The organism is Rahnella sp. 2050, from assembly GCF_040544515.1.
GTDB lineage: Bacteria > Pseudomonadota > Gammaproteobacteria > Enterobacterales > Enterobacteriaceae > Rahnella > Rahnella aceris.
The window spans coordinates 371,459-397,304 of record NZ_JBEPKE010000002.1; the positions used below are offsets into that span (position 1 = coordinate 371,459).

The 25,846-nt window shown below is 53.2% G+C and carries 17 protein-coding genes and 1 riboswitch; of the genes, 5 read left to right on the forward strand and 12 right to left on the reverse strand.

Features of this window, described 5'->3' with window-relative positions:
• Positions 1-76: 76 nt before the first annotated feature.
• The gene (lptD, locus tag ABIC79_RS08940) at positions 77-2,452 is read right to left on the reverse strand and encodes an LPS assembly protein LptD (protein WP_013577041.1); all 2,376 of its coding nucleotides are present in this window, start codon (positions 2,450-2,452) and stop codon (positions 77-79) included.
• A 181-nt stretch (positions 2,453-2,633) separates the two neighbouring features.
• Here lptD and djlA point away from each other — a divergent pair, with 181 nt between their 5' ends.
• Entirely contained in the window at positions 2,634-3,455 is an 822-nt protein-coding gene (gene djlA / locus ABIC79_RS08945; RefSeq protein ID WP_013577040.1) for a co-chaperone DjlA, read from the forward strand.
• A gap of 69 nt (positions 3,456-3,524) precedes the next feature.
• Here the strand turns inward: djlA and ABIC79_RS08950 are convergent, their stop codons facing one another.
• From ABIC79_RS08950 to ABIC79_RS08965, 4 genes are all read right to left on the reverse strand, one after another.
• A complete protein-coding gene (locus ABIC79_RS08950) occupies positions 3,525-7,301 on the reverse strand; it encodes a S6 family peptidase (protein ID WP_013577039.1) in 3,777 nt (1,258 codons plus the stop codon).
• Between the two features lie 206 nt (positions 7,302-7,507).
• A complete protein-coding gene (gene rluA, locus ABIC79_RS08955; protein WP_015690474.1) occupies positions 7,508-8,209 on the reverse strand; it encodes a bifunctional tRNA pseudouridine(32) synthase/23S rRNA pseudouridine(746) synthase RluA in 702 nt (233 codons plus the stop codon).
• Positions 8,210-8,275: 66 nt separating this feature from the next.
• Complete coding sequence (gene rapA, locus ABIC79_RS08960) at positions 8,276-11,173, reverse strand: RNA polymerase-associated protein RapA (RefSeq protein ID WP_354566845.1); 2,898 nt, start codon at positions 11,171-11,173, stop codon at positions 8,276-8,278.
• Between the two features lie 209 nt (positions 11,174-11,382).
• Complete coding sequence (locus ABIC79_RS08965; RefSeq protein ID WP_277351353.1) at positions 11,383-13,788, reverse strand: DNA polymerase II; 2,406 nt, start codon at positions 13,786-13,788, stop codon at positions 11,383-11,385.
• Between the two features lie 238 nt (positions 13,789-14,026).
• Between ABIC79_RS08965 and ABIC79_RS08970 the strand changes: the two genes are divergently transcribed.
• Positions 14,027-14,794, forward strand: coding sequence for a DedA family protein (locus ABIC79_RS08970; RefSeq protein WP_112150996.1), 768 nt, complete (start codon positions 14,027-14,029; stop codon positions 14,792-14,794).
• Here the strand turns inward: ABIC79_RS08970 and thiQ are convergent.
• From thiQ to sgrR, 4 genes are all read right to left on the reverse strand, one after another.
• A complete protein-coding gene (gene thiQ, locus ABIC79_RS08975) occupies positions 14,784-15,494 on the reverse strand; it encodes a thiamine ABC transporter ATP-binding protein ThiQ (RefSeq protein WP_013577034.1) in 711 nt (236 codons plus the stop codon). The two genes, ABIC79_RS08970 and thiQ, sit on opposite strands and share 11 nt — an antisense overlap.
• Entirely contained in the window at positions 15,478-17,088 is a 1,611-nt protein-coding gene (gene thiP, locus ABIC79_RS08980; RefSeq protein ID WP_015690472.1) for a thiamine/thiamine pyrophosphate ABC transporter permease ThiP, read from the reverse strand. The genes thiQ and thiP overlap by 17 nt, the downstream gene beginning before the upstream one ends.
• Positions 17,064-18,047, reverse strand: a complete 984-nt coding sequence (gene thiB, locus ABIC79_RS08985; RefSeq protein WP_013577032.1) for a thiamine ABC transporter substrate binding subunit — start codon at positions 18,045-18,047, stop codon at positions 17,064-17,066. The genes thiP and thiB overlap by 25 nt, the downstream gene beginning before the upstream one ends.
• A gap of 43 nt (positions 18,048-18,090) precedes the next feature.
• Positions 18,091-18,220, reverse strand: a riboswitch (TPP riboswitch).
• Between the two features lie 40 nt (positions 18,221-18,260).
• Positions 18,261-19,922 carry an HTH-type transcriptional regulator SgrR gene (gene sgrR / locus ABIC79_RS08990; protein ID WP_112197245.1) on the reverse strand — a complete coding sequence of 554 codons (1,662 nt, stop codon included), beginning with the start codon at positions 19,920-19,922 and terminating at the stop codon, positions 18,261-18,263.
• A 102-nt stretch (positions 19,923-20,024) separates the two neighbouring features.
• Between sgrR and sgrT the strand changes: the two genes are divergently transcribed.
• The 3 genes from sgrT (at position 20,025) to ABIC79_RS09005 (ending at position 22,454) form a co-directional block, all read left to right on the forward strand.
• Positions 20,025-20,210 carry a glucose uptake inhibitor SgrT gene (gene sgrT / locus ABIC79_RS08995; RefSeq protein WP_037033442.1) on the forward strand — a complete coding sequence of 62 codons (186 nt, stop codon included), beginning with the start codon at positions 20,025-20,027 and terminating at the stop codon, positions 20,208-20,210.
• A 160-nt stretch (positions 20,211-20,370) separates the two neighbouring features.
• A complete protein-coding gene (locus ABIC79_RS09000) occupies positions 20,371-21,534 on the forward strand; it encodes an MFS transporter (RefSeq protein ID WP_037033441.1) in 1,164 nt (387 codons plus the stop codon).
• 227 nt (positions 21,535-21,761) lie between these two features.
• Entirely contained in the window at positions 21,762-22,454 is a 693-nt protein-coding gene (locus ABIC79_RS09005) for a hypothetical protein (protein ID WP_013577028.1), read from the forward strand.
• A 283-nt stretch (positions 22,455-22,737) separates the two neighbouring features.
• Here the strand turns inward: ABIC79_RS09005 and leuD are convergent, their stop codons facing one another.
• Genes leuD through leuB form a run of 3 tightly spaced genes read right to left on the reverse strand, consistent with a single transcriptional unit; the run spans position 22,738 to position 25,844 of the window.
• Positions 22,738-23,340 carry a 3-isopropylmalate dehydratase small subunit gene (gene leuD / locus ABIC79_RS09010; RefSeq protein WP_013577027.1) on the reverse strand — a complete coding sequence of 201 codons (603 nt, stop codon included), beginning with the start codon at positions 23,338-23,340 and terminating at the stop codon, positions 22,738-22,740.
• 10 nt (positions 23,341-23,350) lie between these two features.
• Complete coding sequence (gene leuC, locus ABIC79_RS09015; RefSeq protein ID WP_013577026.1) at positions 23,351-24,751, reverse strand: 3-isopropylmalate dehydratase large subunit; 1,401 nt, start codon at positions 24,749-24,751, stop codon at positions 23,351-23,353.
• 1 nt (position 24,752) lies between these two features.
• Positions 24,753-25,844: a 3-isopropylmalate dehydrogenase gene (gene leuB / locus ABIC79_RS09020; RefSeq protein WP_013577025.1), complete on the reverse strand. Its 1,092-nt coding sequence runs from the start codon at positions 25,842-25,844 to the stop codon at positions 24,753-24,755.
• Between the last annotated feature and the right edge of the window lie 2 nt (positions 25,845-25,846).

The window sequence follows — 25,846 nt, forward strand, 5'->3', positions numbered from 1 at the left end:
TTTGTCTAATCCGCAAGCGCGGGTTTCAAGTTCACTGAATTCGTCGTGTCTTCACGAAATGAATCGTGTTTCGGGCTTAGAAAGCGCGTTGATAAGGCAGTATGCCGCTGGCCAACATTTCTTTCGTTCCGAGGGTTTGATTGTTACCCAGGCCTCTAAGTTCAATATTGAAACCAATCTTATTGTCATATTTACTTTCTGACTTAACCGTATCGTAGCTGGTGATCTTACGTTCATAACCAACATTGATAGCCCAGCAGCATGTGTTGTATTGCAAACCAATAAGCTGATCGGCTGGCTGCTGTGCTTTGGTGTCGTAATAGTACGCCCCCACAATCGCCCAACGGTCAGCAATCGGCCAACTGGCGATGCCGCCAACCTGCGAAATACCGTCCTGATAACCCGGGTTGGTAACGTTAGGTAACGTTGCCTGAATATATTCCGGGCTGGCGTAACGGTAACTCAGCTGAATCATTCTTTCTGAGTCTGCGCGGTACTCAAGCACGGCATCGCCTAAAGCCAGCGCATCCAGACGGGTGTCATACTGCACGCCGCCACGGATACCCCAGAAATTGTTGATTTTGTAGTAGCTGTCACCGGCCCACACCAGGCTGCCCGTATCATCATTTTTATCCAGGACGCTATCAACGTCACCGGTACGTGGCGGCTGGAAGTAATAAATCTGACCGGCAGAGGCATTAAAGCGCTCTTCCAGATTTTCGTCATAGATACGGGTCGTTAAACCGCTAGCCACCTGGTTTGCAGAGGCAATACGGTCCAGACCACTGTAGCTTTTATCGCGGAACAGGCCGGTGTAGTCGGACTGTAACAGCGTCGAGTCATAGGTATTGATCGAGCTCTGATTGCGGTAAGGGATATACAGGTACTGCACGCGCGGTTCGAGGGTCTGGGTGTAGTCACTGTTCCAGTCCATCGTGCGGTCGAACACCATTTTGCCGTCGCTTTTAAACTCAGGCATCGTACGGTTCACGGATGAACGCAGTTTGGTGTTCGGATTGCTATCGTAATACGCGTCCGGAATATCCTGCTGATAGTGGGTTGTCATCAGCTTCACTTCGTTATCCAGACTTCCCCAGCCATTACTGAGTGGCAGGCTGATAGTCGGTTCGAAGTGTGTACGCACGGCTTCCGGGTTGTCAGGGTTTACGCTGGTGAATTTCACCGCCTGACCGTACAGATGCAGGTCAAACGGGCCCACATCATTTTTGTAATAGTTAATATCCAGCTGTGGCTGTGCACGGTAAGCGTTGGCGTTCCCGAAATCTGAGAACACCTGGAACTGCTTACTGGCCAGTGTGACATCCCAGTTTTGGTTCGCGTAACCTACGCTGAATTTCTGCGTGGAATAGCCGTCAGTACTGGAACCGTATTTCGAATCGAAATCGGTGAAGTAATAAGGGTCACTGACCTTGGTATAGTCGACGTTGAAGCGCCAAACCTGATCGTATACACCGGCATGACGCCAGTAATACATCCAGCGCTTGGTTTTATCGCTGGTACGGTTTTCATCTTCGACATACTGCTGATCGATTTTCTTATCGTTACCCAGATAATCGAATTCCATCAGACCCGCACCGGCAACGGTCAGGTAGCGGAATTCATTTTGCAGTTGCAGACCACGGTTGCTCATGTAATTGGGCGTAATCGTGGCATCGTAGTTTGGCGCAATGTTCCAGTAGTAAGGAACGGTGACACCAACGCCATTATTGCTGCTGTAGTTAGCATTAGGGATAAGGAAACCGGAACGACGCTTATTGCCAATCGGCAACTGCATGTACGGACTGTAGAACACCGGCACCGGACCGATATGGAAGCGGGCATTCCAGATTTCAGCCACTTCTTCCTGACGATCCTGAATCACTTCGGAACCGACGACGCTCCAGCTGTTATCGCCAGGCAGACAGGTGGTAAATGTACCGTTATCCATGATGGTGTAACGGTTGTTGTCACGCTGCTTCATTTTGTCAGCCTGACCACGTCCCTGACGGCCGACCATCTGGTAGTCGCCATCCTGAACATCAGTATCTTTGGTGGTCAGGTTCGCAAAGCCTTTCGGGCCATTCAGCTTGATTTGGTTATCGTTATAACGCACGTTGCCGGTCGCAGTAGCGGTTCGGGTCGGGGTCGGCTGATTGGGATTGGCGATTTGATTAAGCTGAACCTGATCAGCATCCAGTGTGCTGTTGCCCTGAACAACGTTAACGTTGCCGCTAAACAGCGCACTGTCAGGATAATTGCCGGTCGCCTTATCGGCGTTGATGGTCACAGGCAGTGAATTAGGATCACCCTGCACCAAAGGTTTGTCATAGGTCGGAACGCCGAGCATACATTGTGCTGCGAGATCGGCCATTGCGCCGTGACTGTACAATACTGACCAGATTGTGGCGGCCAGCATTGTCGGTAAGCGTGTTTTCAGACGTCTGTTTTTCATACGTAAAATGGTGTTCCGTCATCAGAGGCATCATGCCGGCAAACGGTCAGAGACTATCTCACTCATCATGGTTGCGCTAGTGTTAAATCCCACCTGTTACGTTGCTGCCGTTAGGCACAACGATAAATGCCGGTTATGATAAAGCAATTTTTAAGCGACGGCATGGCGAATTGAGGAGTATATGCAGTATTGGGGAAAACTGCTCGGACTTATCCTGGGCTTATGGTCCGGTTTAGGCTTCTGGGGAATTGTAGCAGGGCTGCTGATAGGGCATATGTTTGATACCGCGCGTTCAGCGAAACGCAGAGGGTATTTTGCCGATCAGCAGACACGTCAAACCATCTTTTTCCGCACCACGTTTGAGGTGATGGGAAATCTGACTAAATCAAAAGGCAGAGTTACCGAGGCGGATATTCAGATCGCCAGTCTTTACATGGAACGTATGCAGTTGCACGGCGAGCAGCGCGAAGCCGCACAACGCGCTTTTCGCGACGGGAAAGAAGCTGACTATCCCTTGCGTGAGAAAATGCGCGAACTGCGCACTGCGTGTTTTGGTCGTTTTGACCTGATACGGACTTTTCTGGAAATCCAGATCCAGGCCGCGTACGCCGACGGTTCATTGCATCCCAATGAACGCGAAGTGTTGTACGTGATTGCTGAAGAGCTTGGGATTTCACGGATGCAGTTCGATCAGTTCCTGCGCATGATGGAAGGCGGCCAGCAGTTTGGCGGTCACCAGCAGGGGGGACGCTCGTATGGCGGCGGTTATCACCAGACGCAGCAAGGCCCGACGCTGGCAGATGCCTGCAAAGTGCTGGGCGTGAATGCCACCGACGACGCAACGACCATTAAACGTGCCTACCGCAAACTGATGGGCGAGCATCATCCTGACAAACTGGTGGCGAAAGGTTTACCGCCTGAAATGATGGAAATGGCGAAGGAAAAAGCACAGGCGATTCAGGCGGCGTATGACCTGATCAAACGTGAAAAAGGCTTTAAATAACGTCATCATTAAAAAGGCGCTCTTTTCAGAGCGCCTTTTGCTTTGTGGGACACAGCCTTGTGTCAGGTGTCAGAACTTAAACGTCACCCCTGCCACAGCCTGCCAATAATCTACCCCTTCATCTTCCAGCCTGTGCTGATACTGTACACCGGTATTCAGTGACACATTCGGCATCGGATTGCTGATAATCCCCAGGTCTAGCATCCCGGAACTGCCTGCAGCACCGCTGTGGAAGCTGTTGCTGACGTCGCTGTAGGTGACTCCGATGTCCACTGACGCATCGTCTCTGAGATCTGTAATGAACAATGTATTCGCCGTAATCGCCCATTTACCAGCATTTGCGGTATCCCAGTCGTAGCGGTAACGCATCCCTAAGCGGGCAGTCTGACGGGTGATATCGTCATAATGAACCTTCGTATTATCAATATCCGTAAAATCATCGACTTGCAGGCGCTGAATGCCAAATCCAACTAATGGCGTCAGCACATGATTGCCCGCCTGGATTTTATATCCCACATCCACAGAGCCACCGAAGGAGGTCGCACTGATATCCGCCACGTCACTGCCGCGCAGGTCAGTCGATACATTGCCGTCATAGATGGCGACGTCCGAAGCTACATCCACCGTTAAACCGCTGACATACTGATACGACAGCAGTGAAGAGAGTCCCCAGGTGGTGTATTGCGTTTTGCTGTTGCCGTCGGCGGCATCCGGCGTGACATCCAGATTAGCGCTGGAAAGGCCAAGGCTGAGTGCCAGCGAGTGGGTGTCGTTACCCAGTTGCATCACTTTGGCACCCAATAGCCAGCCTTCTTCTTTCTGCGTGTAGTCGTAGCCATAATCCATAAAGCCGAGTGCTGAATGATAGTTGTCTTCTCCGTTGAGATACTGGAAGAAGAGATTCTGTTTCTTATCATCCTGTGCCAGAACCTGATTGCGGAAGGTTTCACTCACGCGACTGTTGTAGCTCAGCAGGGCGGAAGGTAAAGACAGATAAGAAGGCACCTGCGGCGTAACGGCCGGACGCGCATTTTTTCCGCTGTCATCGTCATCTGGCGTCGGTGCCGGCGGGACCGGCGTGTCATCACCTTCATCCGGCGTTGGTTCAGGAACCGGTGTATCGTCGTCCTCGCCATCGTCTTCATCATCCGGCGTCGGTTCTGGCGGAACCGGCGTGTTATCGACCGGTACCGTATTGTCGCCTTCGGTCAGCATGTTGTTTTGCAGACGGTAATCCCAGAACTGATCGCCGCTGCCTGCCACTTCACGCTGTTCTTCAGAGCTGCGGCCCGGTGCGAAGGCATACAGGTTATAGGCGTAAGCGCCGCGCGCCACGTATTCCCCCGCCAGTCTGAAGCTGTCTTTGGTTGCCTTACCGGCCACCTGGATCAGCGACACGCCTTCCTGATTATCCGCTGCGCCATCATTATCCGTATCGGTGAAGAAACCCGCCCCTGACGGTGTGACTTGAACACTCACCGGTGCAGAGGAAACCATGTCGCCGTTGATCAGCAGCTTGTCGGTTTGTGTGAAAGCCGGATCGAAATGCGTGCGCAGGCTGAGCAGATTATTGCTGCCCGCCGCCATTGTGCCGTTAACGGTTTGCGTGGCCGCGACAAATGTATCGCTCTCGCTTTCGTTTTCGGCTGGCCAGTGTGGCAGAAGCTGCACATCATCTTTCAGGATCAGATCGGCGACGGTGTTGTTACCGGCCAGCACCGTGTTTTTCTCCATCGTGACGGTGGACGCAAGGGAGCCGTTGAGGATCAGCGCGCCGCTGTAAATATTGGTGGCACCGGTGAACGTATTCTCGCTGTTGATGTACAGCGCGCCCGGCGCCATTTTCTTCAGGGTTCCGTTACCGGAAATAGTGGCGTCAATCACCACGTCATTATTGCCGTCGGTGCTGGTGGTTTTACTGTCTGTCTGATCAACAGAAATCATACTGCCGGAAGCCAGTTCCACCTTGCCGCTCAGATGCGATTTACTGTTCAGCATCATGTTTGCCAGCTCGTTGAGCTTCACGTTGGCATCCAGTGTGGCGTGCTCGTTAACGCGCAGGGTGGCACGGCTGGCCACATCCACATTGTTTATCGTATAGGTTTCATCAATCCAGTCGTCACTGAACACTACATTACCGGCGTGCGGAGTCGGGCGACCCGCCAGTCTCAGAATGCCATTTTGCACGGAGAGCTGATTCAGGTCAGCACCGCCCGCCAGTTCCCAGAAGCCTGCGGAAGAGTCCGCTGCATAATCGACGTTTAAATTCGACGCCGTTTCCTGACTGCCGAGATGGCCGACGAAGGTCTGGTTACTGCTGTTGTTCAGCGTCAGGGTGCTGAGCTGGTCTGCATTGCCGTTAATAATGGCCGCACCGGAATCACTGTGATTGATGCTGCTGAAAGCCATGTCATAGCCATTGAGATCAAGATTGCCGCCGCGATAACCAAAGTAAATGTCGCTGCCGGTAATCTGGTTTTCGCCGCCGATCTGCACGGTCGGTCGACCGCTGACAATGGTGACTTTGGAGAAGGCTTTTTGCTCCCCGGCTTCATTGGCCTGCTGGGCTAACACCACCAGCCCGTCGCCGACATTCAGCGCGCCGCCATTATTCCCCACGGCATTGACGTACAGCGTACCTTCGCCGATTTTATGTAAAGTATCTCCGGCTAAACCGTTCACTTCCCAGTCAACGGTTTTATCCGCATCGACTTCGATCCCGCCGCCCACCCAGGTGCTGTTCGCACCTTCAGCCGACACCACCCGGTAATCGTTCGAGAATTGCAGTTTTGCGGCACCATGATTGACGGCGCTATCAAGTACGATCAGGCCGCCATCACCGGCAAAGCGCAGATCTTTTGAGGCATCGAGTTCTTCATTGCTGGCCTGCGAAGGGAGTTGCTTATCAACACCGTGCCACTGCCAGCTGTTTTCGCCTTGCGTAATATTGGCCGCAGTCCAATGAATATCGCCATCTGCTGCCACGTCGGTCACATCAGGATCGGTATTAGCAGCAATCACTTTGTTCATAAAATTGAGCTGCATATCCAGCGTATAACTGGTGTATTCATATCCTGTTTTTCCTGTGCCTCCCCATGGGGAAACACCGAAGATTTTCCATTCTTTATCTACGTTATCATAAACATACAACGGACTTCCGCTGTCGCCTGCTTGTATCGCTGAACTGAATGGCTGAGCACGTGCATCAGGCGGCCCGTAGTTAACCCAGCGTAATCTTGACGGTTCAAAGATTGGGTTGACCACGGTGCCGCCGCTTTTCCATTCGTAAGCGCCGGTAATATAAACGGGTTTTTTAGTGACGGGGTCGACCTGATATTGTGTTCCGGCACCGGCTCGCGCGAAATAAACATAGCGTTCTCGGTTCTTACGCACATCCTGAGTATCCACGGTGGGTACCGGCGCGGCATCGGTCACGACTTTATTTAAACGTGGAACATGGAAATCTTTATTCCAGGTGAGATATTGAGGGTCAATATTTCGGTTAATTAATTTATAGGAAGTTTTATATTTTGCTTTATTACCGAAATCGACAGCGGTATAACCGCCATTGTGAGCAACGCTGACGACATAAGAGGGGGCGATGACTGTCGCAAAACCTAAGCTGTTAATTGCGCCGAAATCGGGCATAGGGAAATTCAGGATGCCTGCGGACGTACCATCCATCTTAAAGACTTCGATGTTTTCTTCACCGACGGTGTATTTGCCCAGATTCTCTGCGAAGTCGCGGTAGTCCTGAACCGCAACATCTTCACGCATGATACCGGCATCGGCATCAAAAAGCGCCAATGCAATCAGGCTGCTGAGCAGCCTTGGTTTCCATTTCATGTCGTCTTCCCTGAAGGGTGAATAATTAAATTTGAATAAATAGGGCGGGATGTTATCAGGCGTGCGGGGCGAATTAACAGGGAAGGGAATAGGTGAGGAAGCCGATATTATATTTTTTGGCAAGGTAAATTCTGATAAAACAACACGATGGTAATGTAATACATATTACTTAATAGTGATTGAAGAAAAATGTATTATTTGAATGGTTAAAAATCCGGCTCGCAGTTAAATACCAGCGGCGCATCGGTTATCGGATGATAAAACGATAATTCCTGTGCGTGCAGTTGCAAACGACCGGCCGCTGCCAGCGCCTGCGGATGGGCATAGAATTTATCGCCCAGAATCGGATGCCCGAGCGCCAGAAGGTGCACGCGCAACTGGTGCGAACGTCCGGTGATCGGCCGCAGTTTCACCCGCGTTGTGCCGTCATCATCCCATGACATCACTTCATACTGCGTCAGCGCTTTCTTGCCGGTCTCGTGACAGACCTTCTGTTTCGGCCGGTTAGGATAATCGCAAATCAGCGGCAAATCGATAATGCCGTAATCTTCTTCAACCCGTCCCCAGACCCGCGCGATATACACTTTCTTGGTTTCGCGTTCGCGGAACTGGCGTTTAAGTTCACGCTCAGCGTCTTTGGTCAGCGCCACCACGATCACGCCGCTGGTGGACATATCCAGACGATGGACGGACTCAGCCTCAGGAAATTCCTGCTGAATACGCGTCATCAGGCTGTCCTGATGCTCGGCCAGCTTGCCCGGCACGGAAAGCAGCCCGCTCGGCTTATTGACCACCATGATGTGTTCATCCTGAAAAATCACCTGTAACCAGGGATCGGTCGGCGGATTGTAATTCTCCAGCGGCCGGGTTTTCGACGGTTCAGGGATAGTCGGTTGATGTTCGCTCATAGCGGTTTCAGTCTGCATTCAGGTTGAAATAAATAAGGGATGCAGACCGGCTGCATCCCGTCGGGCTTACTGATGGCTGACCACCACCAGGCGGATCGCATCCAGACGCCAGCTGGCATCGTTCAGATTCGCCAGCACCTGCTTACGGTTAGAGTCTACCGATTCCAGTTCGTCATCGCGAATGTTCGGGTTCACTTCTTTCAGCGCTTTCAGACGATCCAGTTCTTTGGTCAGTTGCTCGTCAGCTTCCACTTTCGCTGCTTCAATCAGGGCGCGCGCCTGATCGGCAATTTCCGCTTCTGCCTGTTGCAGCATGGCGTGAACATCCTGCTGCACGGCATTCACCAGTTTACTGGAGTTGTGACGGTTGATGGCATTCAGCTGACGGTTAAAACTCTCAAATTCAACCTGAGCCGCCAGATTGGTGCCTTTACGATCCATCAGCATACGCACCGGTGTCGGTGGCAGGAAACGGGTCAGTTGCAGATGCTTCGGCGCCTGACATTCCACCACGTAAACCAGTTCCGCCAGCAAGGTACCGACCGGCAGCGCTTTGTTTTTCAGGATCGATACCGCACAACTGCCGGTATCACCGGAAAGGATCAGATCCAGACCGTTACGCACGATCGGATGTTCCCAGCTGATAAACTGTGCATCTTCACGCGAGAGCGCCTGTTCACGATCGAAGGTCACGGTGCAACCGTCTTCCGGCAGACCCGGGAAATCCGGCACCAGCATGTGATCAGACGGTGTCAGGACGATCAGGTTATCGCTGCGATCTTCCTGATTGATGCCGACGATATCGAACAGGTTCAGCGCAAAGTTGACCAGGTTAACGTCGTTATCCTGCTCGCCGATTTCCTTCGCCAGTTGTTGAGCACGTTCGCCACCGTTGGAATGCATCTCCAGCAGGCGGTCACGGCCATTTTCCAGCTTCTCTTTCAGCGCGTCATGTTCGGCGCGACATGTAAGAATGAACTCGTCCAGACCTTCCTGCGCGGCAGGTGCCGCCAGGAACGCAATCAGTTGCTCATAAGCGCTGTCGTAAATGGTGCGGCCAGTCGGACAGGTATGTTCGAATGCGTCCAGACCTTCATGGAACCAGCGAACCAGTACCGACTGCGCGGTCTGCTCGAGGTATGGCACCATGATGTCGATATTGTTTTGCTGGCCGATACGATCCAGACGCCCGATACGCTGTTCCAGCAGATCCGGGTTGAACGGCAGGTCGAACATCACCATCTTGCTGGCAAACTGGAAGTTACGGCCTTCGGAGCCGATTTCAGAACACAGCAGAACCTGCGCGCCTTCTTCCTGGGAAGCAAAGTAAGCGGCGGCGCGGTCACGTTCGATGATCGACAAACCTTCGTGGAACACAGCAGCACGGATCGCTTCACGCTCCCGCAGAACCTGTTCCAGTTGCAATGCAGTGGCGGCTTTAGCGCAGATCACCAGTACTTTTTCGTCGCGGTTGGCGGTCAGATAACCGAGCAGCCATTCGACGCGCGGATCAAAGTTCCACCAGGTGGCGTTCTCGCCTTCAAATTCCTGATAAATCTGTTCCGGATACAGCATGTCGTGCGCACGGGCTTCGGCGGTTTTCTTCGCGCCCATAATGCCCAAGACTTTTATCGCGGTCTGATACTGCGTCGGCAGCGGCAGTTTCACTGCATGCAGATGACGTTCAGGGAAACCTTTCACGCCATTACGGGTGTTACGGAAGAGTACGCGGCTGGTACCGTGACGGTCCATCAGCATGGAAACCAGCTGTTTCGCTGCGGCTTCGTCGCCTTTATTGGCGGCGGTCAGCAGGGCATCGGTATCGGCATTGCCGACACTTTCACCCAGCAACGCCAGCGCTTCCGGCGTCAGCGGTTCTTTGTTGAGTAACAGCGTCACGGCATCAGCCACCGGCTGATATTGCTGTTGTTCTTCGATGAATTCTTCGTAATCGTGGAAACGGTCCGGATCCAGCAGACGCAGACGCGCAAAGTGGCTTTCCTGGCCCAGTTGCTCCGGCGTAGCGGTCAGCAGCAGAACACTCGGGATTTGCTGGGAAAGCTGTTCGATAACCTGATATTCGCGGCTCGGCGCGTCTTCGCTCCACACCAGATGGTGGGCCTCGTCGACCACCAGCATATCCCAGGCCGCATCGGATAACTGCTCAAGACGGGATTTATTGCGGCGCACGAAATCAAGGGAACAGATCACCAGTTGTTCAGTTTCAAACGGGTTCGTTGCTTCGTGGATGGATTCAGCGTAGCGATCGTCGTCAAACAAAGAGAAGCGCAGATTGAAGCGGCGCAGCATTTCTACCAGCCACTGGTGTTGCAGGGTTTCTGGCACCACGATCAGTATGCGTTCGGCACGGCCGGACAACAGTTGCTGATGAATAATCATGCCCGCTTCGATAGTTTTGCCCAGACCCACTTCATCGGCGAGTAAAACGCGCGGCGCATGGCGCTGACCGACTTCATAAGCGATGTGCAACTGATGTGGGATCAGGCTGGCACGCATACCGCGCAGACCGCCGAATTCCAGACGGAACTGTTCACGCTGATATTTACGGGCGCGGAAACGCAGGGCAAAACGGTCCATACGGTCAATCTGACCGGCGAACAGACGATCCTGCGGTTTGCTGAAGGTCAGTTTGCTGTCGAGCAGCACTTCGCGCATGGCAACGCCGGTTTCTTCTGTGTCCAGACGGGTGCCGATATAGGTCAACAGACCTTTGTCTTCAACAACTTCTTCGACCTGCAACTGCCAGCCTTCGTGACAGCTGATGGTATCACCGGGGTTGAACATCACGCGGGTGATCGGGGAATCATTTCGGGCATACAAACGGTTTTCACCGGTGGCGGGGAAAAGCAGGGTGACCATGCGCACATCCAGCGCGACTACGGTTCCTAATCCTAATTCGCTTTCCGTATCGCTTATCCAGCGTTGACCCAATGTAAACGGCATAATCTCTCTCTGTGTTGTGTGCTCTGTATACGGCGACTGCGCAATGCTTGCTCAGCCCGCGATGTTTCACGGGCAATAGTTTTCTTTCCCCGCCAGATGGCGCGGAGTTGTTCACTGTGTGAGGATGATTCAGAAATGGGAAAGGGCGCTATGGTAATGGAAGGTAAGCGTTTCGTCACCTGTGAATCCCAAAGTGCCCCGTTTTTTGCTCAGAATAATCCCATCTGCCCTGTAATGAGTGTAGCAAAATCGTCGTGAAGGAAAGGTAAAATGCCATCGGCGACCGGCTCCAGCTGACGCTCGATATAATGGTCGTAGTCGATGGGCGACTGACGGTTTTCCAGCGGTTCAGGGCCGGACGTGGTCATCACGTAGCTGATCCAGCCGCCATTCTGATACTGTTTGGCGCGACCGTGCAGCACATTATAGTCATCCGCCAGCCGCGCCGCGCGGACATGCGGCGGGACGTTTTTCTCATAATCGCTCAGCTTGCGGCGCAGGCGTTTGCGGTACACCAGTTTGTCATCAAACTCGCCGCTGAGCGTGCGCGCCACGTAATCGCGCACGTAATCCTGATACGGCTGGCGGTGAAACACCCGCTCATACAGCGCCTGCTGAAACTCCTGCGCCAGCGGTGTCCAGTCGGTGCGCACCGTTTCCAGCCCTTTATACACGATGTGCTCGCCGTCGGCGTCTTTCACCAGACCGGCATAACGCTTTTTGCTGCCGGTTTCCGAGCCGCGAATGGTCGGCATCAGGAAACGCTGATAATGCGTTTCGAATTCCAGTTCCAGGGCGCTTTCCAGCCCGTATTCCTGTTGCAGATGGCCTTTCCACCACGCATTCACCTGTTCAACCAGACGGCGGCCAATCGCGTCGGCCTCTTCCTGCGAATGGGCTTTGTTCAGCCAGACAAAGGTAGAATCGGTGTCGCCGTAAATCACCTGAAAGCCTTCGGCTTCAATCAGCTCGCGGGTCTGGCGCATGATGTCGTGCCCGCGCAGGGTAATGGAGGACGCAAGGCGCGGATCAAAGAAGCGGCAGCCGCTGGAGCCGAGCACGCCATAAAAGGCGTTCATGATGATTTTCAGTGCCTGAGACAGCGGTTTGTTTTTTTGCTTTTTAGCGTCTTCGCGTCCCATCCAGATCTGGCGGACAATTTCCGGCAGACAATGTTTTTCCCGCGAGAAACGGGCGTTACGGTAGCCGGGCACGGAATGTTCGTCATCCGGTTGTTGCAGTCCGGCGACCAGCCCGACCGGGTCAATCAGAAAGGTGCGGATAATCGACGGGTACAGGCTTTTATAATCGAGCACCAGCACCGAATCATACAGGCCGGGGCGCGAATCCATCACAAAGCCACCCGGGCTCATTTCGCCCTGCAATTCGCCCATATTGGGCGCGACGTAACCGGCGCGGTGCATGCGCGGTAAATAAAGATGGGTAAAGGCCGCCACTGAACCGCCGCTGCGATCCACGGCCAGACCGGTGACCGAGGCGCGTTCCAGCAAAAACGGCATCAGTTCAGTTTTGGCAAAAATACGCGTCACCAGTTCGCAGTCTTTCAGGTTATAGCGTGCCAGCGCCGGTTTATCTTCCCGAAAACGTTGTTCGATTTCGGCCAGCCGCTGATAAGGATTATCGCTGGCTTTGCCTTCGCCTAATAAACTTTGCGAGACGAATTCCAGGCTGAACGAGTTGAAGTTCCAGAACGCCGATTTCAGTGCTTCAATGCCGTCGATGATCAGACGACCCGCAGCGGCAGCAAAAAAGTGCCCCTGTTTGAAACCGTGTTCACGCCATTCCAGTTCACCGCCGCCGCGCCCGAATTTCAGCGGGATTTTGTAGCGGTCAGCGTGTTTTTGTAAAACCCGCAGGTCAAACTGCACTACGCTCCAGCCGATAATGGCGTCGGGATCATAGATTTCCAGCCACTCATTGAGTTTTTCCAGCAACTGCGGGCGGCTGTCGACGTAAACCATGTTGAAATCAAATTGAGCATTAGGATCGCCGTTCGGCGGGCCGAGCATATACACGTGGCGCTGCCCGCAGCCTTCCAGCCCGATGCAGTACAACTCGCCGTTGCCGCTGGTTTCGATATCCAGAGAACACAGTTTCAGCGGCGGGCGGTAGTCCTCCGCCGGTTTCATTTTGGTGTCCATCAGCAGCTTGTCCGGCCCCGGTTTACCGCTGAACCACACCGGTGCGGTGATATAGCGTTCCATCAGGAAGCGTTCCGGCGGGCGGATATCCGCTTCGAAAACACTGACGCCATTTTCTTTCAGCAATTTTTCAATCCGCATTAACTGCCGGTGTTGCGGGCAGTAAAGCCCAAGAACGGCGCGGGAATGGAAATCCTGCAACGGCAACGGACGCAGACTGATATTTTTTTCATCAATGAGAATGCGCTCCGCCGCCGCGCGTTGTTCGGCCGGAATAAACGCCACCGATTCCTGTAAAGGCAGGCGCACTTTCTGCGGACCTTCGTCGGTCGCCAGCCACAATTCCACCTCGGTACCGCGCGGCGCGTCGCGCCAGTGGCGGGTCAGCACAAATCCCTGACGCGGCGGGGTGTCAGTGGCAGCAGAAGCGGGACGGACAAAGGTGGAAGTGATAAGCGCCTCGGAACGGTAAAGATGAACAGATAAGGAATCAGAACAGAGTATGGTTATTTATACAGTCTTTGTCTATGGCTCAGGTTTCTGCCAAATACGCATACAATTACCCGGTTGACTGTGATAGTTCATGCGCTGACAATTCAGCCGATTGATGTATTTACTACAATGAGAATGCAGAAAACTCACACTTGTCTCATTTATCTGCGCAATTGGCGCAACTGAATTCTGGGAAGATATGGAAGCCTATCTACAACATCTGGTCGCTCAGTCGGTGGGCTTGGCATTAATTATCGTCGCGGTGGTGGCTTTCTTCGAGTCGCTGGCGCTGGTGGGCCTGATCCTGCCGGGTACCGTCATGATGGCGACGCTCGGGACGTTGATCGGCAGCGGTCAGGTGGGGTTGTACGAAGCCTGGCTGGCGGCGGGGCTGGGATGTTTCTTCGGCGACTGGGCCTCGTATTTCATTGGCCGCGGTTTCAAGGAGCCGCTGCATCGCTGGCGCTTCCTCAAACGTTACCAGTTATTACTGGATAAAACCGGTTATGCGCTGGATCGCCATAGTTTTGCGACGGTGATTATCGGGCGTTTCATCGGACCAACACGCCCGCTGGTGCCGATGGTTGCCGGTATGCTGAACCTTCCGCCTTACAAATTTGCACCGCCGAATATTATTGGCTGCATCACCTGGCCACCGGTGTATTTCCTGCCGGGCATTCTGGCGGGCGTGGCCATTGATATTCCGGCCAGTCACAACAGCTCGGTCTTCAAATGGATGCTGTTTGCCGCCGTGGTGCTGATCTGGCTGAGTGCCTGGTTGCTGTGGCGCTGGTTCCGTTCGGGCAAAGCTTCACCTGATGCGATGACAAAATGGTTGCCCTTAGCGCGTCTGCGCATCGTCTGTGTGCTAAGTCTGGTCGCAACCGCAGTGAGTCTGGTGATGTTAAGCGAACAGCCGATGATGCCGGTTTATGGTCATTTGCTGTGGCAAGTGATCACCCGCTGATCCCCGGCATTATCCCCAACACGCTGGCCTGCGGCGCACTGCCGTCGGTCAGTGCCTGCGTCGGCCCGTCGTAAAAAATCCGGCCATCGACGATCAGCAACGTGCGCGGCGCGATCCGTGCCGCATCATCCAGATTGTGCGACACCATCAGCAGCGTGAGATGGCGTTGCTCACATACCTTATCCAGCAACGTCAGCATCTCACTGCGCAGTGCCGGATCGAGTGCTGAAAAGGGCTCATCGAGCAATAAAACCGGCTGACTGCGCAGCAGGCAACGGGCGAGCGCGACACGCTGACGCTGGCCACCGGAAAGTTGCGATGGCAGCCGGTCCAGACATTCAGTCAGCCCGACCTGTCGGGCAATTTCTTCCAGTTCCTGCTTCTGCTGCGCGGTAAGTTTCAGCCCCGGATGCAATCCCAGCCCCATGTTCTGACGCACCGTCAGATGCGAGAACAGATTATTTTCCTGAAACAACATCGACACCGGACGTTTTGCCGGTGGCGTCACGCTGTGATCTGCGCCGTTGAGCAGGATCTGCCCGCTGACCGGTGCCAGAAAACCGGCGACCAGACTCAGCAGGGTACTTTTCCCGGCGCCGCTCGGGCCGAGGATTGCCACACGTTCACCGGCGTCGATCTGTAAATCGAAGCGCATCGGCAGATGTTCGTACAAATACGTCAGTTTATTCAGCGTCAGCATGGCGGCCCGGCAGTTTCTCAATCAGGGTGAATAACAGGAAGCATAGCAGCAGTAATAACAGCGCCGTCACCGCGCCGTCCTGGCTGCGGTAGGAACCAATCTGCTGATACAGATAAAACGGCAGGGTGCGGAAATTCTCGTTGCCGAACAAGGCAATCACACCGAAATCCCCCAGCGAAAGTACACAGGCGAAAGCCAGTGCCTGTGCAATCGGGCGTTTCAGTGCGCTGAGTTCAACCCGGCGCAGCCGCTGCCAGCCATGCATATCCAGCGAAAGACACAGCAGCGTGTAGCGTTCTGCCACGTCGCGCATCGGGTTATCCAGCACTTTTAATGCATAAGGTACGGCCATCAGCGCATTCGTGAGGATCACCAGCGGCCACGGCGATTGTGGTAAACCGGTGGTATCGCCGAGCAACAGGAAGAAACCGGTCGCCAGCACAATACCCGGCATCGCGAGGATCAGCATGCCGCTCAGATCCATCGCCTGCGCCCAGCTATTTCTCTTGCGTAACCGCAGTTCGCGGCTGCTCCACAGCAGCATCATGGTCAGCAGCACACACAATAATCCGCTGCCGAGCGCGATACGCACGGATGTCCATAATGCCTGCCAGAGCGCGGGTTGTTGCAAAACACCGACCGCTGCCCGGTTTATGCCATCGGTAATGACGGCGAGTAACGGCGGCAGGATCAGCAACAACGCCAGGCCAATCAGTACGGCATCGGCGATGCGCCGCAGCCAGGAATCATCAGGATTACGCCAGCGCTGAGAATGCGTTTGGCCCACCGGCAACGCCTGACTGAGTTTCTGACTGAGCAACACCAGCGCCAGGCAACAAAACAGCTGGATCAGGGCCAGCGTGGCGGCGCGGCTTAAATCGTAGTCGTAACTTAGCGCCTGATAAATGGCGAGTTCAATGGTCGTTGCCTGCGGACCGCCACCCAGTGAAAGCACCGTGGCGAAGCTGGCGAAACACAGCATAAAGATTAAGGCGGCGGCGGGGAATATCTGCCGGCGAATGGCAGGCCATTCCACAAAGCGGAATTGCTGCCAGATATTCATGCCGAGTTGTGCGGCGAGCTGGCGCTGCTCAACGGCGATATTTTCCAGTGCCTGCACTAAGAGCCGCGCTGCCAGCGGCAGATTGAAAAAGACGTGCGCCAGCAAAATGCCCTGTAAACCATACGGCGAGAAACGGTAATCCATGCCCAGCCAGCCGCAAATTTGCGCCAGCCAGCCCTGTCTTCCGTAGACACTGAGAATGCCAAACACCGCCACCAAAACCGGCAAGACCAGCGTCATCGCACATAAACGTAATAACAGCTGACGGCCGGGGAAACGGCGGCGGAACAAGGTGCGTGCCAGCAAAATTGCGGGCAGCACCGAGCAAAGCGCTGAAAGCAGCGCCTGCCAGAAAGTAAAGCAGATCACATGCCAGAGATAAGGATCGTGCCAGAGCGATGCGCCGCTTATCTGTGGCGCATGACGCCACAGAGAGCCTAAGGCCAGTACTGCCACCAGCAACATAGCCAGTGACGCGATGACGCCCGGCAACAGCCAGCGAGGGATCAATGGCTGACGGCGTTCTGCCATGCCTGGATCCATTGTGAACGATGAGTAGCGACATCCTGTGCGCTGTATTGCAGAGATTTGGCCGGAATCGTCAGTTGTTTAAAAGCGTCAGGCAGCGGGGTATTCACCACCGGATACATCCAGTTGCCGGTCGGGATCACTTTCTGGAAATCTTCCGTGGTGACGAACTTCATGAACTGTTCAGCAAGTTTCGGTTGCTTGCTGTTTGCCAGCTGGCCCGCCACTTCGACCTGCATGTAATGCCCTTCGGTAAAATCGGCTGCGGCGTAGTTATCTTTCTTCTCTTCGACAATATGGTATGCCGGAGAGGTGGTGTAGCTCAGCACCAGGTCGCTTTCACCTTTGAGGAATAAACCGTAAGCCTCGCTCCAGCCTTTAGTGACGGTGACAGTTTTCTTCGCCAGTTTTTCCCACGCTTGCGGCGCTTTATCGCCGTAGACTTTTTGCATCCACAGCATCAGGCCCAGACCCGGTGTACTGGTGCGTGGATCTTCATAAATCACTTTCCATTTCTGGTCGCTGTTGATCAGCTCATCGAGGCTTTTTGGCGGATTCTTCAGTTTATTTTTGTCGTAGACGAAGGCGAAATAACCGTAATCGTAAGGCACGAAAGTGCTGTCATTCCAGCCGCCTGGCACCGTCAGTCTGGCGTTGGTTTTCGGTGCTTTGGCGAATAAACCGGTTTGTTCAGCGGCCTGCAACAGGTTGTTATCCAGCCCCAGCACGATGTCGGCTTTGCTGTTTTTACCTTCCATCCGCAGACGGTTGAGCAAAGACACGCCATCTTCCAGCGCCACGTATTTCAGTTCGCAGCCGCATTGGGCTTCAAAGGCTTTTTTAATGGCGGGACCGGGGCCCCAGTCAGCAGAGAAAGAATCGTAGGTATAAACCGTCAAAACAGGTTTTGACGCAAATGCAGGTGCAGAAAGTAACAGCAGGCAGGACAGTAATTTTTTCAACTTTGCGCTCCAAAAAAATGAAAGGGCAAAGGATTTTGAGTAAGCATCGCGCAGTCTCAAATCCCTCCGCCGGGATTAACCGGATCAGGTTCGACGGGTTTCAAATCTCAGCCAAACTTGCTCACGGCGTTTACATCGCAGCTTTAACAAGTCGGGCACCCCGTTGAGAACGGATGTCATTCTAGAGATTAACGGCGCGATGCGATAGTCCGATTAACTGTCCGGTGGGGCAAACCAGGCGGATTTAAAGTCGAACCAGCCGAGGGTGTTCATACGCACACCGCGCATACTGCGTTGCCCCTGTAGCACCAGCCAGTGATGGAACAGGGGATGGATCTGATGGCTGACCGTCTGTTTCTGGCTCCATTTCGCCATCGATAAATTCCCGGCGTGCCACAGGGCGGCATCGTCGTTCATCTCTTCGCTAAAGCAATGCTTTGCCAGCGGCAATTCGTAGAAATGCGCGAACAGTGAAAACTCCAGCGGCAGGGTGAAGTTGGCACTGCCGAGCCACAGATCACTTTTGGCATCGCCGCGGTGCCAGACTGCGTAATCCACTATCTGAATAATCAGTTCGATACCTTCTTCCGCCAGCAACGGGCGCAGGGCGTTGCAGATCGCCTGATGTTCGGAATGCTCGCCGTAAAATGTCAGCGTTACCTGCGTCAGGTTTTGCGGTTTGGGCGGACGTGGCCGGGGCGCTTTGTGATGCCATCGCGGCAGCAGGCCATACGCCGGAGACCAGTAGCGCTGGTAAATCGGTTCGGCATTATTCAGTAAGGCGATGGGATTGAGTAAATCGCACAACCACTGGCGTGTTTCTTCAGATTGTCCGACCGGCGAACGCTGGTCAAATAACAGGAAATAGCAGCCTTCTTCAAGGCGACTTTCCAGCTCGCTTTTGCCTGATTCATCGGCCTGAAGCTGTACGCCGGAATGCACCAGCTCTTCACTCAGTTCCGGTAATACCCAGATATTCACCTCGTCGATCAGTGCCCGGAAGCCAAAATAATCGTCAAAGGCGCGGATGCGCAGCTGTGTTTTCAGATTACGCACCACGGCGTAAGGGCCGGTGCCGACCGGATGGCGGGCAAAATCAGGCAGTGACTGCCATTCCTGCGGCAGGATCATCGCGTGGATATTGCCAAACAACCACGGCAGCCAGCGGTCGGGTTCATTCAGGTGGATATCTATGACATTCGCCGTGGGCGTCGTGACTGATTTCAGGTTGCTGAACAGCGGATGCGTTTTCAGGCGAATAAACGTGGCGATAATATCTGCCATCTCGAGTTCGCGACCATGATGAAAATGAATGGCGGGGCGCAGATAAAACCGCCAGTGCAGCGGCGAAACTTCCTGCCAGTGATGGGCTAAATCGCCTTCCGCTTCCCCATTTTCCTCATTTATGCGTGTCAGGCCGCTAAAGATTTGTCTGGCAATGTGGGTTTCTGAACGGCGCAACATGGTGCCGGGCAGCAGATTCATCAGCGGGCGATAATACAGTACGCGCAGAATATGTTTGCCCTGACGGAAACTGCGACCGAGCTGGGACAGCAGCATCTGGCGCACCAGGGTTTTGTCGCCGACCAGTTGTACCAGCTGATCAATGCTGTCCTGTTCCAGCAGCTCTTCAGCGCGCTGTTGCTGGAGTGCCAGCCCGGTATAAAGAAATTTCAGCGTGGATCGTTTGCCGCGTCCGGCCTCTGCATCCCACGTCAGCCAGCCCTGTCCCTGCATGGTGCTGAGCAACGAGCGCATGTGTCTGCGTGAACAGTTCAGGACTTCTGACAGTGCCTGTAATGTCGTTTCAGTTTCTTCACCGTGACAGCTTTGCCATAAGCGGATGAACTGTTGTTGCAAACGGGATGAGGACATAAAAGAGGAACTCCGTGGCCGATCTTCATCAATTTATCTTTCCTCATATTACGCCGATACTGTTTCTCAACGAAAGCCTGTTGTGAACAACCGGAGATCATCATGAAACGCAGTCTGAACGCCCGTTTCTATCAGCGTTATTTTGAAGCCATCAAAAAAAACGCCTCTAAAAATCATGCAGACTGGCTGTCCTGGGTTCCGGTGCAGTACCGTCTGGATATTCTGTCCCGTCTCACGCAGTGGGATATGGAAACGATGGACGACGAGCAATACCGCCGGCGACTGTGACTTCAGGTCTGACTAAATTCGATTTTCTGAGTAATGGTGTATTGTCACCAGCCAGTGAGGAAACTCACTGGTTTTTTTATGCTCATTTTCCAGAACCGACTGAAACTTCGCTACACTGTCTGTCTTGCTTTATCTGCATTCATTTCTCAGGGACGACGTCATGTCAAAACCTCGTTTTAATCGTATTTATGTCACCTTTCTGGTGGTCTCCTTGCTGTGCGGCGTGGCGGGTGCATTACAGGCGCCGACGCTGAGTCTGTTTCTGACCAACGAAGTGAAGGTCCGTCCGCTGTGGGTCGGCTTCTTTTATACCGTTAACGCCATCGCGGGGATCGCGATCAGCTTTCTGCTGGCTAACCGTTCCGATAACAAAGGCGACCGGCGGAAATTGCTGATGTTCTGCTGCCTGATGGCGATCGGCAACAGTCTGGTCTTTGCCTTCAGCCGCGATTATCTGGTGCTGATCACTGTCGGTGTGTTGCTGGCAGCGATAGGTAACGCGTCGATGCCCCAGCTCTTTGCACTGGCGCGGGAACATGCGGATCGCTCCGCCAGTGAAGTGGTGATGTTCAGCTCGATGATGCGTGCGATGCTCTCGCTGGCCTGGGTGCTTGGCCCGCCGCTGTCGTTCATGGTGGCGTTGAACTACGGCTTTACGCCAATGTACCTGAGTGCGGCAGCGGTGTTTGTCGGCAGCATACTGATGATCCTGTTTTTCCTGCCCTCAGTACCACGCCTTGAACTGCCAGTGGACGAAAAAGTAGTGCATGCCAGCGCCTGGCGTAACAAAGATGTTCGTCTGCTGTTCTTTTCTTCTTTGCTGATGTGGACCTGCAATATCATGTATGTCATTGATATGCCGCTGTACATCACCAGCGATTTGGGCCTGCCGGAAGGGCTGGCAGGCTTGCTGATGGGGACGGCGGCCGGGCTGGAAATTCCTGCCATGTTGCTGGCCGGGTATCTGGTGAAACGTACCGGCAAACGCAAGCTGATGCTGTATGCCGTGGCGAGTGGTGTGATTTTCTATGCCGGACTGGTGGCGTTTCAGTTCAAGGCGGCGCTGATGATCCTGCAACTGTTCAATGCGATTTTCATCGGCATCGTGGCGGGGATCGGCATGCTGTATTTTCAGGATCTGATGCCGGGAAGGGCAGGTTCAGCGACTACGCTATTCACCAACAGCATTTCCACCGGTGTGATTTGCGCGGGGTTGCTGCAGGGCTTTATCGTGGAAAACTTCGGCCATTATCCGGTCTACTGGGCAGCAACTGTGCTGGCGGTGGTGGCGCTCGGGCTGATGTATAAAGTCAAAGATGTTTAAATGACGTAAGGTTAATGAGCGATTTATTCGCTCTTTAACCTATTCAACTGAATAATATATTCCGTTTTTTGCTTGTTCCGGCAACGTCTTAATAATTTTGAAATATCTGTTTTTATCCTGCAAAGATTAATGTTTTAAGTACTTCGCATCCTCTTTACCTGTATGGCTAATGAAAAGTATTTTCTATAATATCGTCTTTCTTAAAATTCTAATGCAGGGTATTAAATATGATTCCAGTTGTACTTATCAGGAAAACATATAATTCATTTATTGATGAGAAAAAATCTGAGGGCTGCTGTATTGGGTTATGCCTGACGTGGCTGGGCGATATATTAAAAGAAAGGCCGGTACAACAAAGGGGGGGCTGGTTTTCCGGCTGGCTTTCCGGTTGGTTCTCCACGCCACTGACACCTGACAAGAAAGCCTTAATCCCCTCTGATACTGCGAAGCTGAGGCTATTGCTTGAACGTTCATACCGGCGGCACGAGAGCTATCTGAGGAGCTGCAAGGAGAGTCAGCAGGATCCGAAACGTCAGACAGGACGCCATCAGGTCTTTGTTAATTATAAAAATTTCCGTCAGGCAGAAAAGGAAAGAATAACTGGCGTTCCCGGTTTACAGTATCGTCTGATAACACGTAATGATTTCATGTTATTTAACGGGGTAAACAGTTTTGGTCAGGCTCACCCTCTCACCGGGGCGATCATTGCTTTCCGGTTTTCTGAGGTACCGGGTGAGGTTGGCTATCATGCCGTTGCGGCGTTTCGCTACAGTGCTTCGGAATGTTTTTTTCTCGATCCCAATTTAGGATTATTTAAAACATCCTCTTCTTATCCTATGTTAGATATTACTAAATATATTAAAAAAGTATATAGAGAGGCTGTTCCATTAATGGAGTTTATAGTTTCTAAGAAAAGCTAATTAAATGGTGGCCGATATTTGTGCATTCGCCGTTGTTGAGTAAAAATATTAGAAGTGTTTTGAATATGATTAATGTTATTTCCATCGAAAAAAATTATGGTTCAGTCGATTTTTTATCAGGCAAGTACCAGGATCCCATCGCTGTAAGTGAAATAATCGTGACAAAGAAACTGAAGACAGGATGACTATGCAGGGGTAACTTTGCAGAGGCTTTCGGGGATGCCTGAAGGCTGATGAAGAAAGCGGGGCTGGGCCCGCCTTCTTCATCGTTTACAGATAATGATCATTGCATAAACGCAGGCTGATTCTTCTCGTAGCCGGAGATATTTTCTTCGTGCTGCAAGGTCAGACCGATGCTGTCCAGACCGTTGATCATGCAGTGACGACGGAAGCTGTCGATGACAAACGGATAGCTTTTATCGCCCGCTTTAACAGTCTGCGCTTCCAGATCCACTTCGAACTGAATGCCTTCGTTAGCTTTCACCAGCTCAAACAGTTCATCCACTTCGGCGTCGCTCAGCGTGATTGGCAGCAACTGGTTGTTGAATGAGTTACCGTAAAAGATATCGGCAAAGCTTGGCGCGATCACAGCATGGAAACCGTAATCGGTCAGTGCCCATGGCGCATGTTCGCGGGAAGAACCGCAGCCAAAGTTTTCACGTGCCAGCAAAATGCTCGCGCCTTTGTAGCGCGGTTTGTTCAGCACGAAATCAGGATTTGGCACCTGACCGGCATCGTCCAGAAAACGCCAGTCATTAAACAGATGCTGGCCAAAACCGGTACGGGTGACTTTCTGTAAAAACTGTTTAGGAATGATGGCATCGGTATCGACGTTAGCTGCATCCAGCGGAACCACCAGACCGATGTGTTGGGTAAATTTAGCCATGGTGTTTTCCTCAGTTCAGTTCACGGATATCAGCGAAACGGCCGGTGACCGCCGCCGCTGCCGCCATTGCCGGGCTGACCAGATGCGTGCGACCGCCACGACCCTGACGGCCTTCGAAGTTACGGTTGCTGGTAGACGCGCAACGTTCGCCCGGTTCCAGACGGTCATTGTTCATCGCCAGACACATAGAACAGCCTGGCAGACGCCATTCAAAGCCCGCTTCGATGAAGATCTTATCCAGCCCTTCTTCTTCCGCCTGCGCTTTTACCGGGCCGGATCCCGGTACCACAATGGCCTGTACGCCGTTCGCCACTTTACGGCCTTTGGCCACCGCTGCCGCAGCGCGTAAATCTTCGATACGGGAATTGGTGCAGGAGCCGATGAACACTTTATCAATCGCCACGTCGGTCAGTTTAATGCCCGGCTGCAAATCCATATACGCCAGCGCTTTTTCCGCTGAGGCACGTTCTACCGGATCGGCAAAGGATGCCGGGTCAGGGATGGTCTGATTCACGGCCATCACCTGACCCGGGTTGGTACCCCAGGTGACCTGTGGTGCGATTTCAGACGCATCCAGCGTAACAACGCTGTCGAACTTCGCCCCATCTTCGGTTTTCAGGGTTTTCCAGTATTCGACCGCCGCGTCCCAGTTCTGATCTTTCGGCGCAAACTGACGGCCCTTCAGATAAGCAAACGTAGTTTCATCCGGTGCAACCAGACCGGCTTTCGCCCCCATTTCGATCGCCATGTTGCACAGGGTCATACGACCTTCCATGCTTAACGCTTCAATCGCTTTACCGCAGAATTCCACCACGTGACCGGTGCCGCCTGCGCTGCCGGTTTTCCCGATAATCGCCAGAACGATATCTTTCGCTGTGATACCGACAGGAGCTTCGCCGGTCACTTCAATTTTCATGGTTTTGGCGCGACCCTGTTTCAGGGTTTGTGTCGCCAGAACGTGTTCAACTTCCGAAGTCCCGATACCGAAAGCCAGTGAGCCAAATGCGCCGTGCGTGGCGGTATGGGAATCACCGCAGACAATCGTCATGCCCGGCAACGTCATGCCCTGTTCAGGGCCGATAACGTGAACGATGCCCTGATACGGGTGATTCAGGTCATACAACTGCACGCCGAATTCAGCACAGTTCTTGATTAATTCCTGCATCTGGATGCGCGCCATTTCGCCGCTCGCATTGATGTCTTTAGTTTGCGTGGACACGTTGTGATCCATGGTCGCAAAGGTTTTACCTGGCTGGCGAACCTGACGGCCCATCGCACGCAAGCCGTCAAACGCCTGCGGAGAGGTCACTTCGTGAACCAGATGGCGGTCAATGTATAACAATGGCGTTTCGTTTTGCGCTTCGTAAACCACATGCGCATCAAACAATTTCTGATACAGAGTTTTGGCCATGTTATGCCCCTTCTTTCACAAAGCGGGCAATGATATCGCCCATTTCATTGGTACCCAGCGCCTGCTGACCGTTAGCTAAATCGCCGGTGCGGTGGCCTGCTTCCAGTGCTTTATTAACCGCCTGCTCGATAGCATTGGCTGCATCATCAGCACCCAGACTGTAACGCAGTAACAGTGCGGCGGACAAAATTTGTGCAATCGGGTTGGCAATGTTTTTACCGGCGATATCCGGGGCTGACCCCCCCGCAGGCTCGAACAGACCAAACGCCTGCTCGTTCATGCTGGCAGAAGGCAACATCCCCATCGAACCGGTGATCATCGCGCATTCGTCCGACAGGATGTCGCCGAATAAGTTTGAACACAGCAACACGTCAAACTGCGACGGATCTTTAATCAGCTGCATGGTCGCGTTATCGATGTACATGTGGCTCAGGCTGACATCCGGGTAATCTTTAGCGATTTCGTTAACCACTTCACGCCACATAATGGAAGTCTGCAACACGTTCGCTTTATCGATGGAGGTCACTTTGCTGCGGCGTTTGCGCGCTGATTCAAAGGCGATGCGGGCGATGCGTTCAATCTCAAAACGGTAATACACTTCGGTATCAAATGCTTTCTCGTGCATGCCCTGACCTTCGCGACCTTTAGGCTGACCGAAGTAAATACCGCCCGTCAGTTCACGAACACACAGAATGTCGAAGCCTTTTGCGGCGATATCGGCACGCAACGGACAAAACTCTTCCAGCCCCTGATACAGGCGGGCAGGGCGCAGATTACTAAACAACTTGAAATGTTTGCGCAGTGGCAATAATGCGCCACGCTCAGGCTGATCGTTTGGGGGCAGATGTTCCCATTTCGGGCCACCCACGGAGCCGAAAAGAATCGCATCAGCTTGTTCACAACCGGCAACGGTCGCTGGCGGCAACGGGCTGCCATGTTTGTCGATGGCTGCGCCACCCACATCGTATTCGCTGGTGGTGATCTTCAGGCCAAAACGCTGACGTACTGCGTCCAGAACTTTATATGCCTGGGCCATGACTTCCGGGCCAATTCCGTCTCCGGGTAAGACGGCAATATGATGGGTCTTGCTCATGT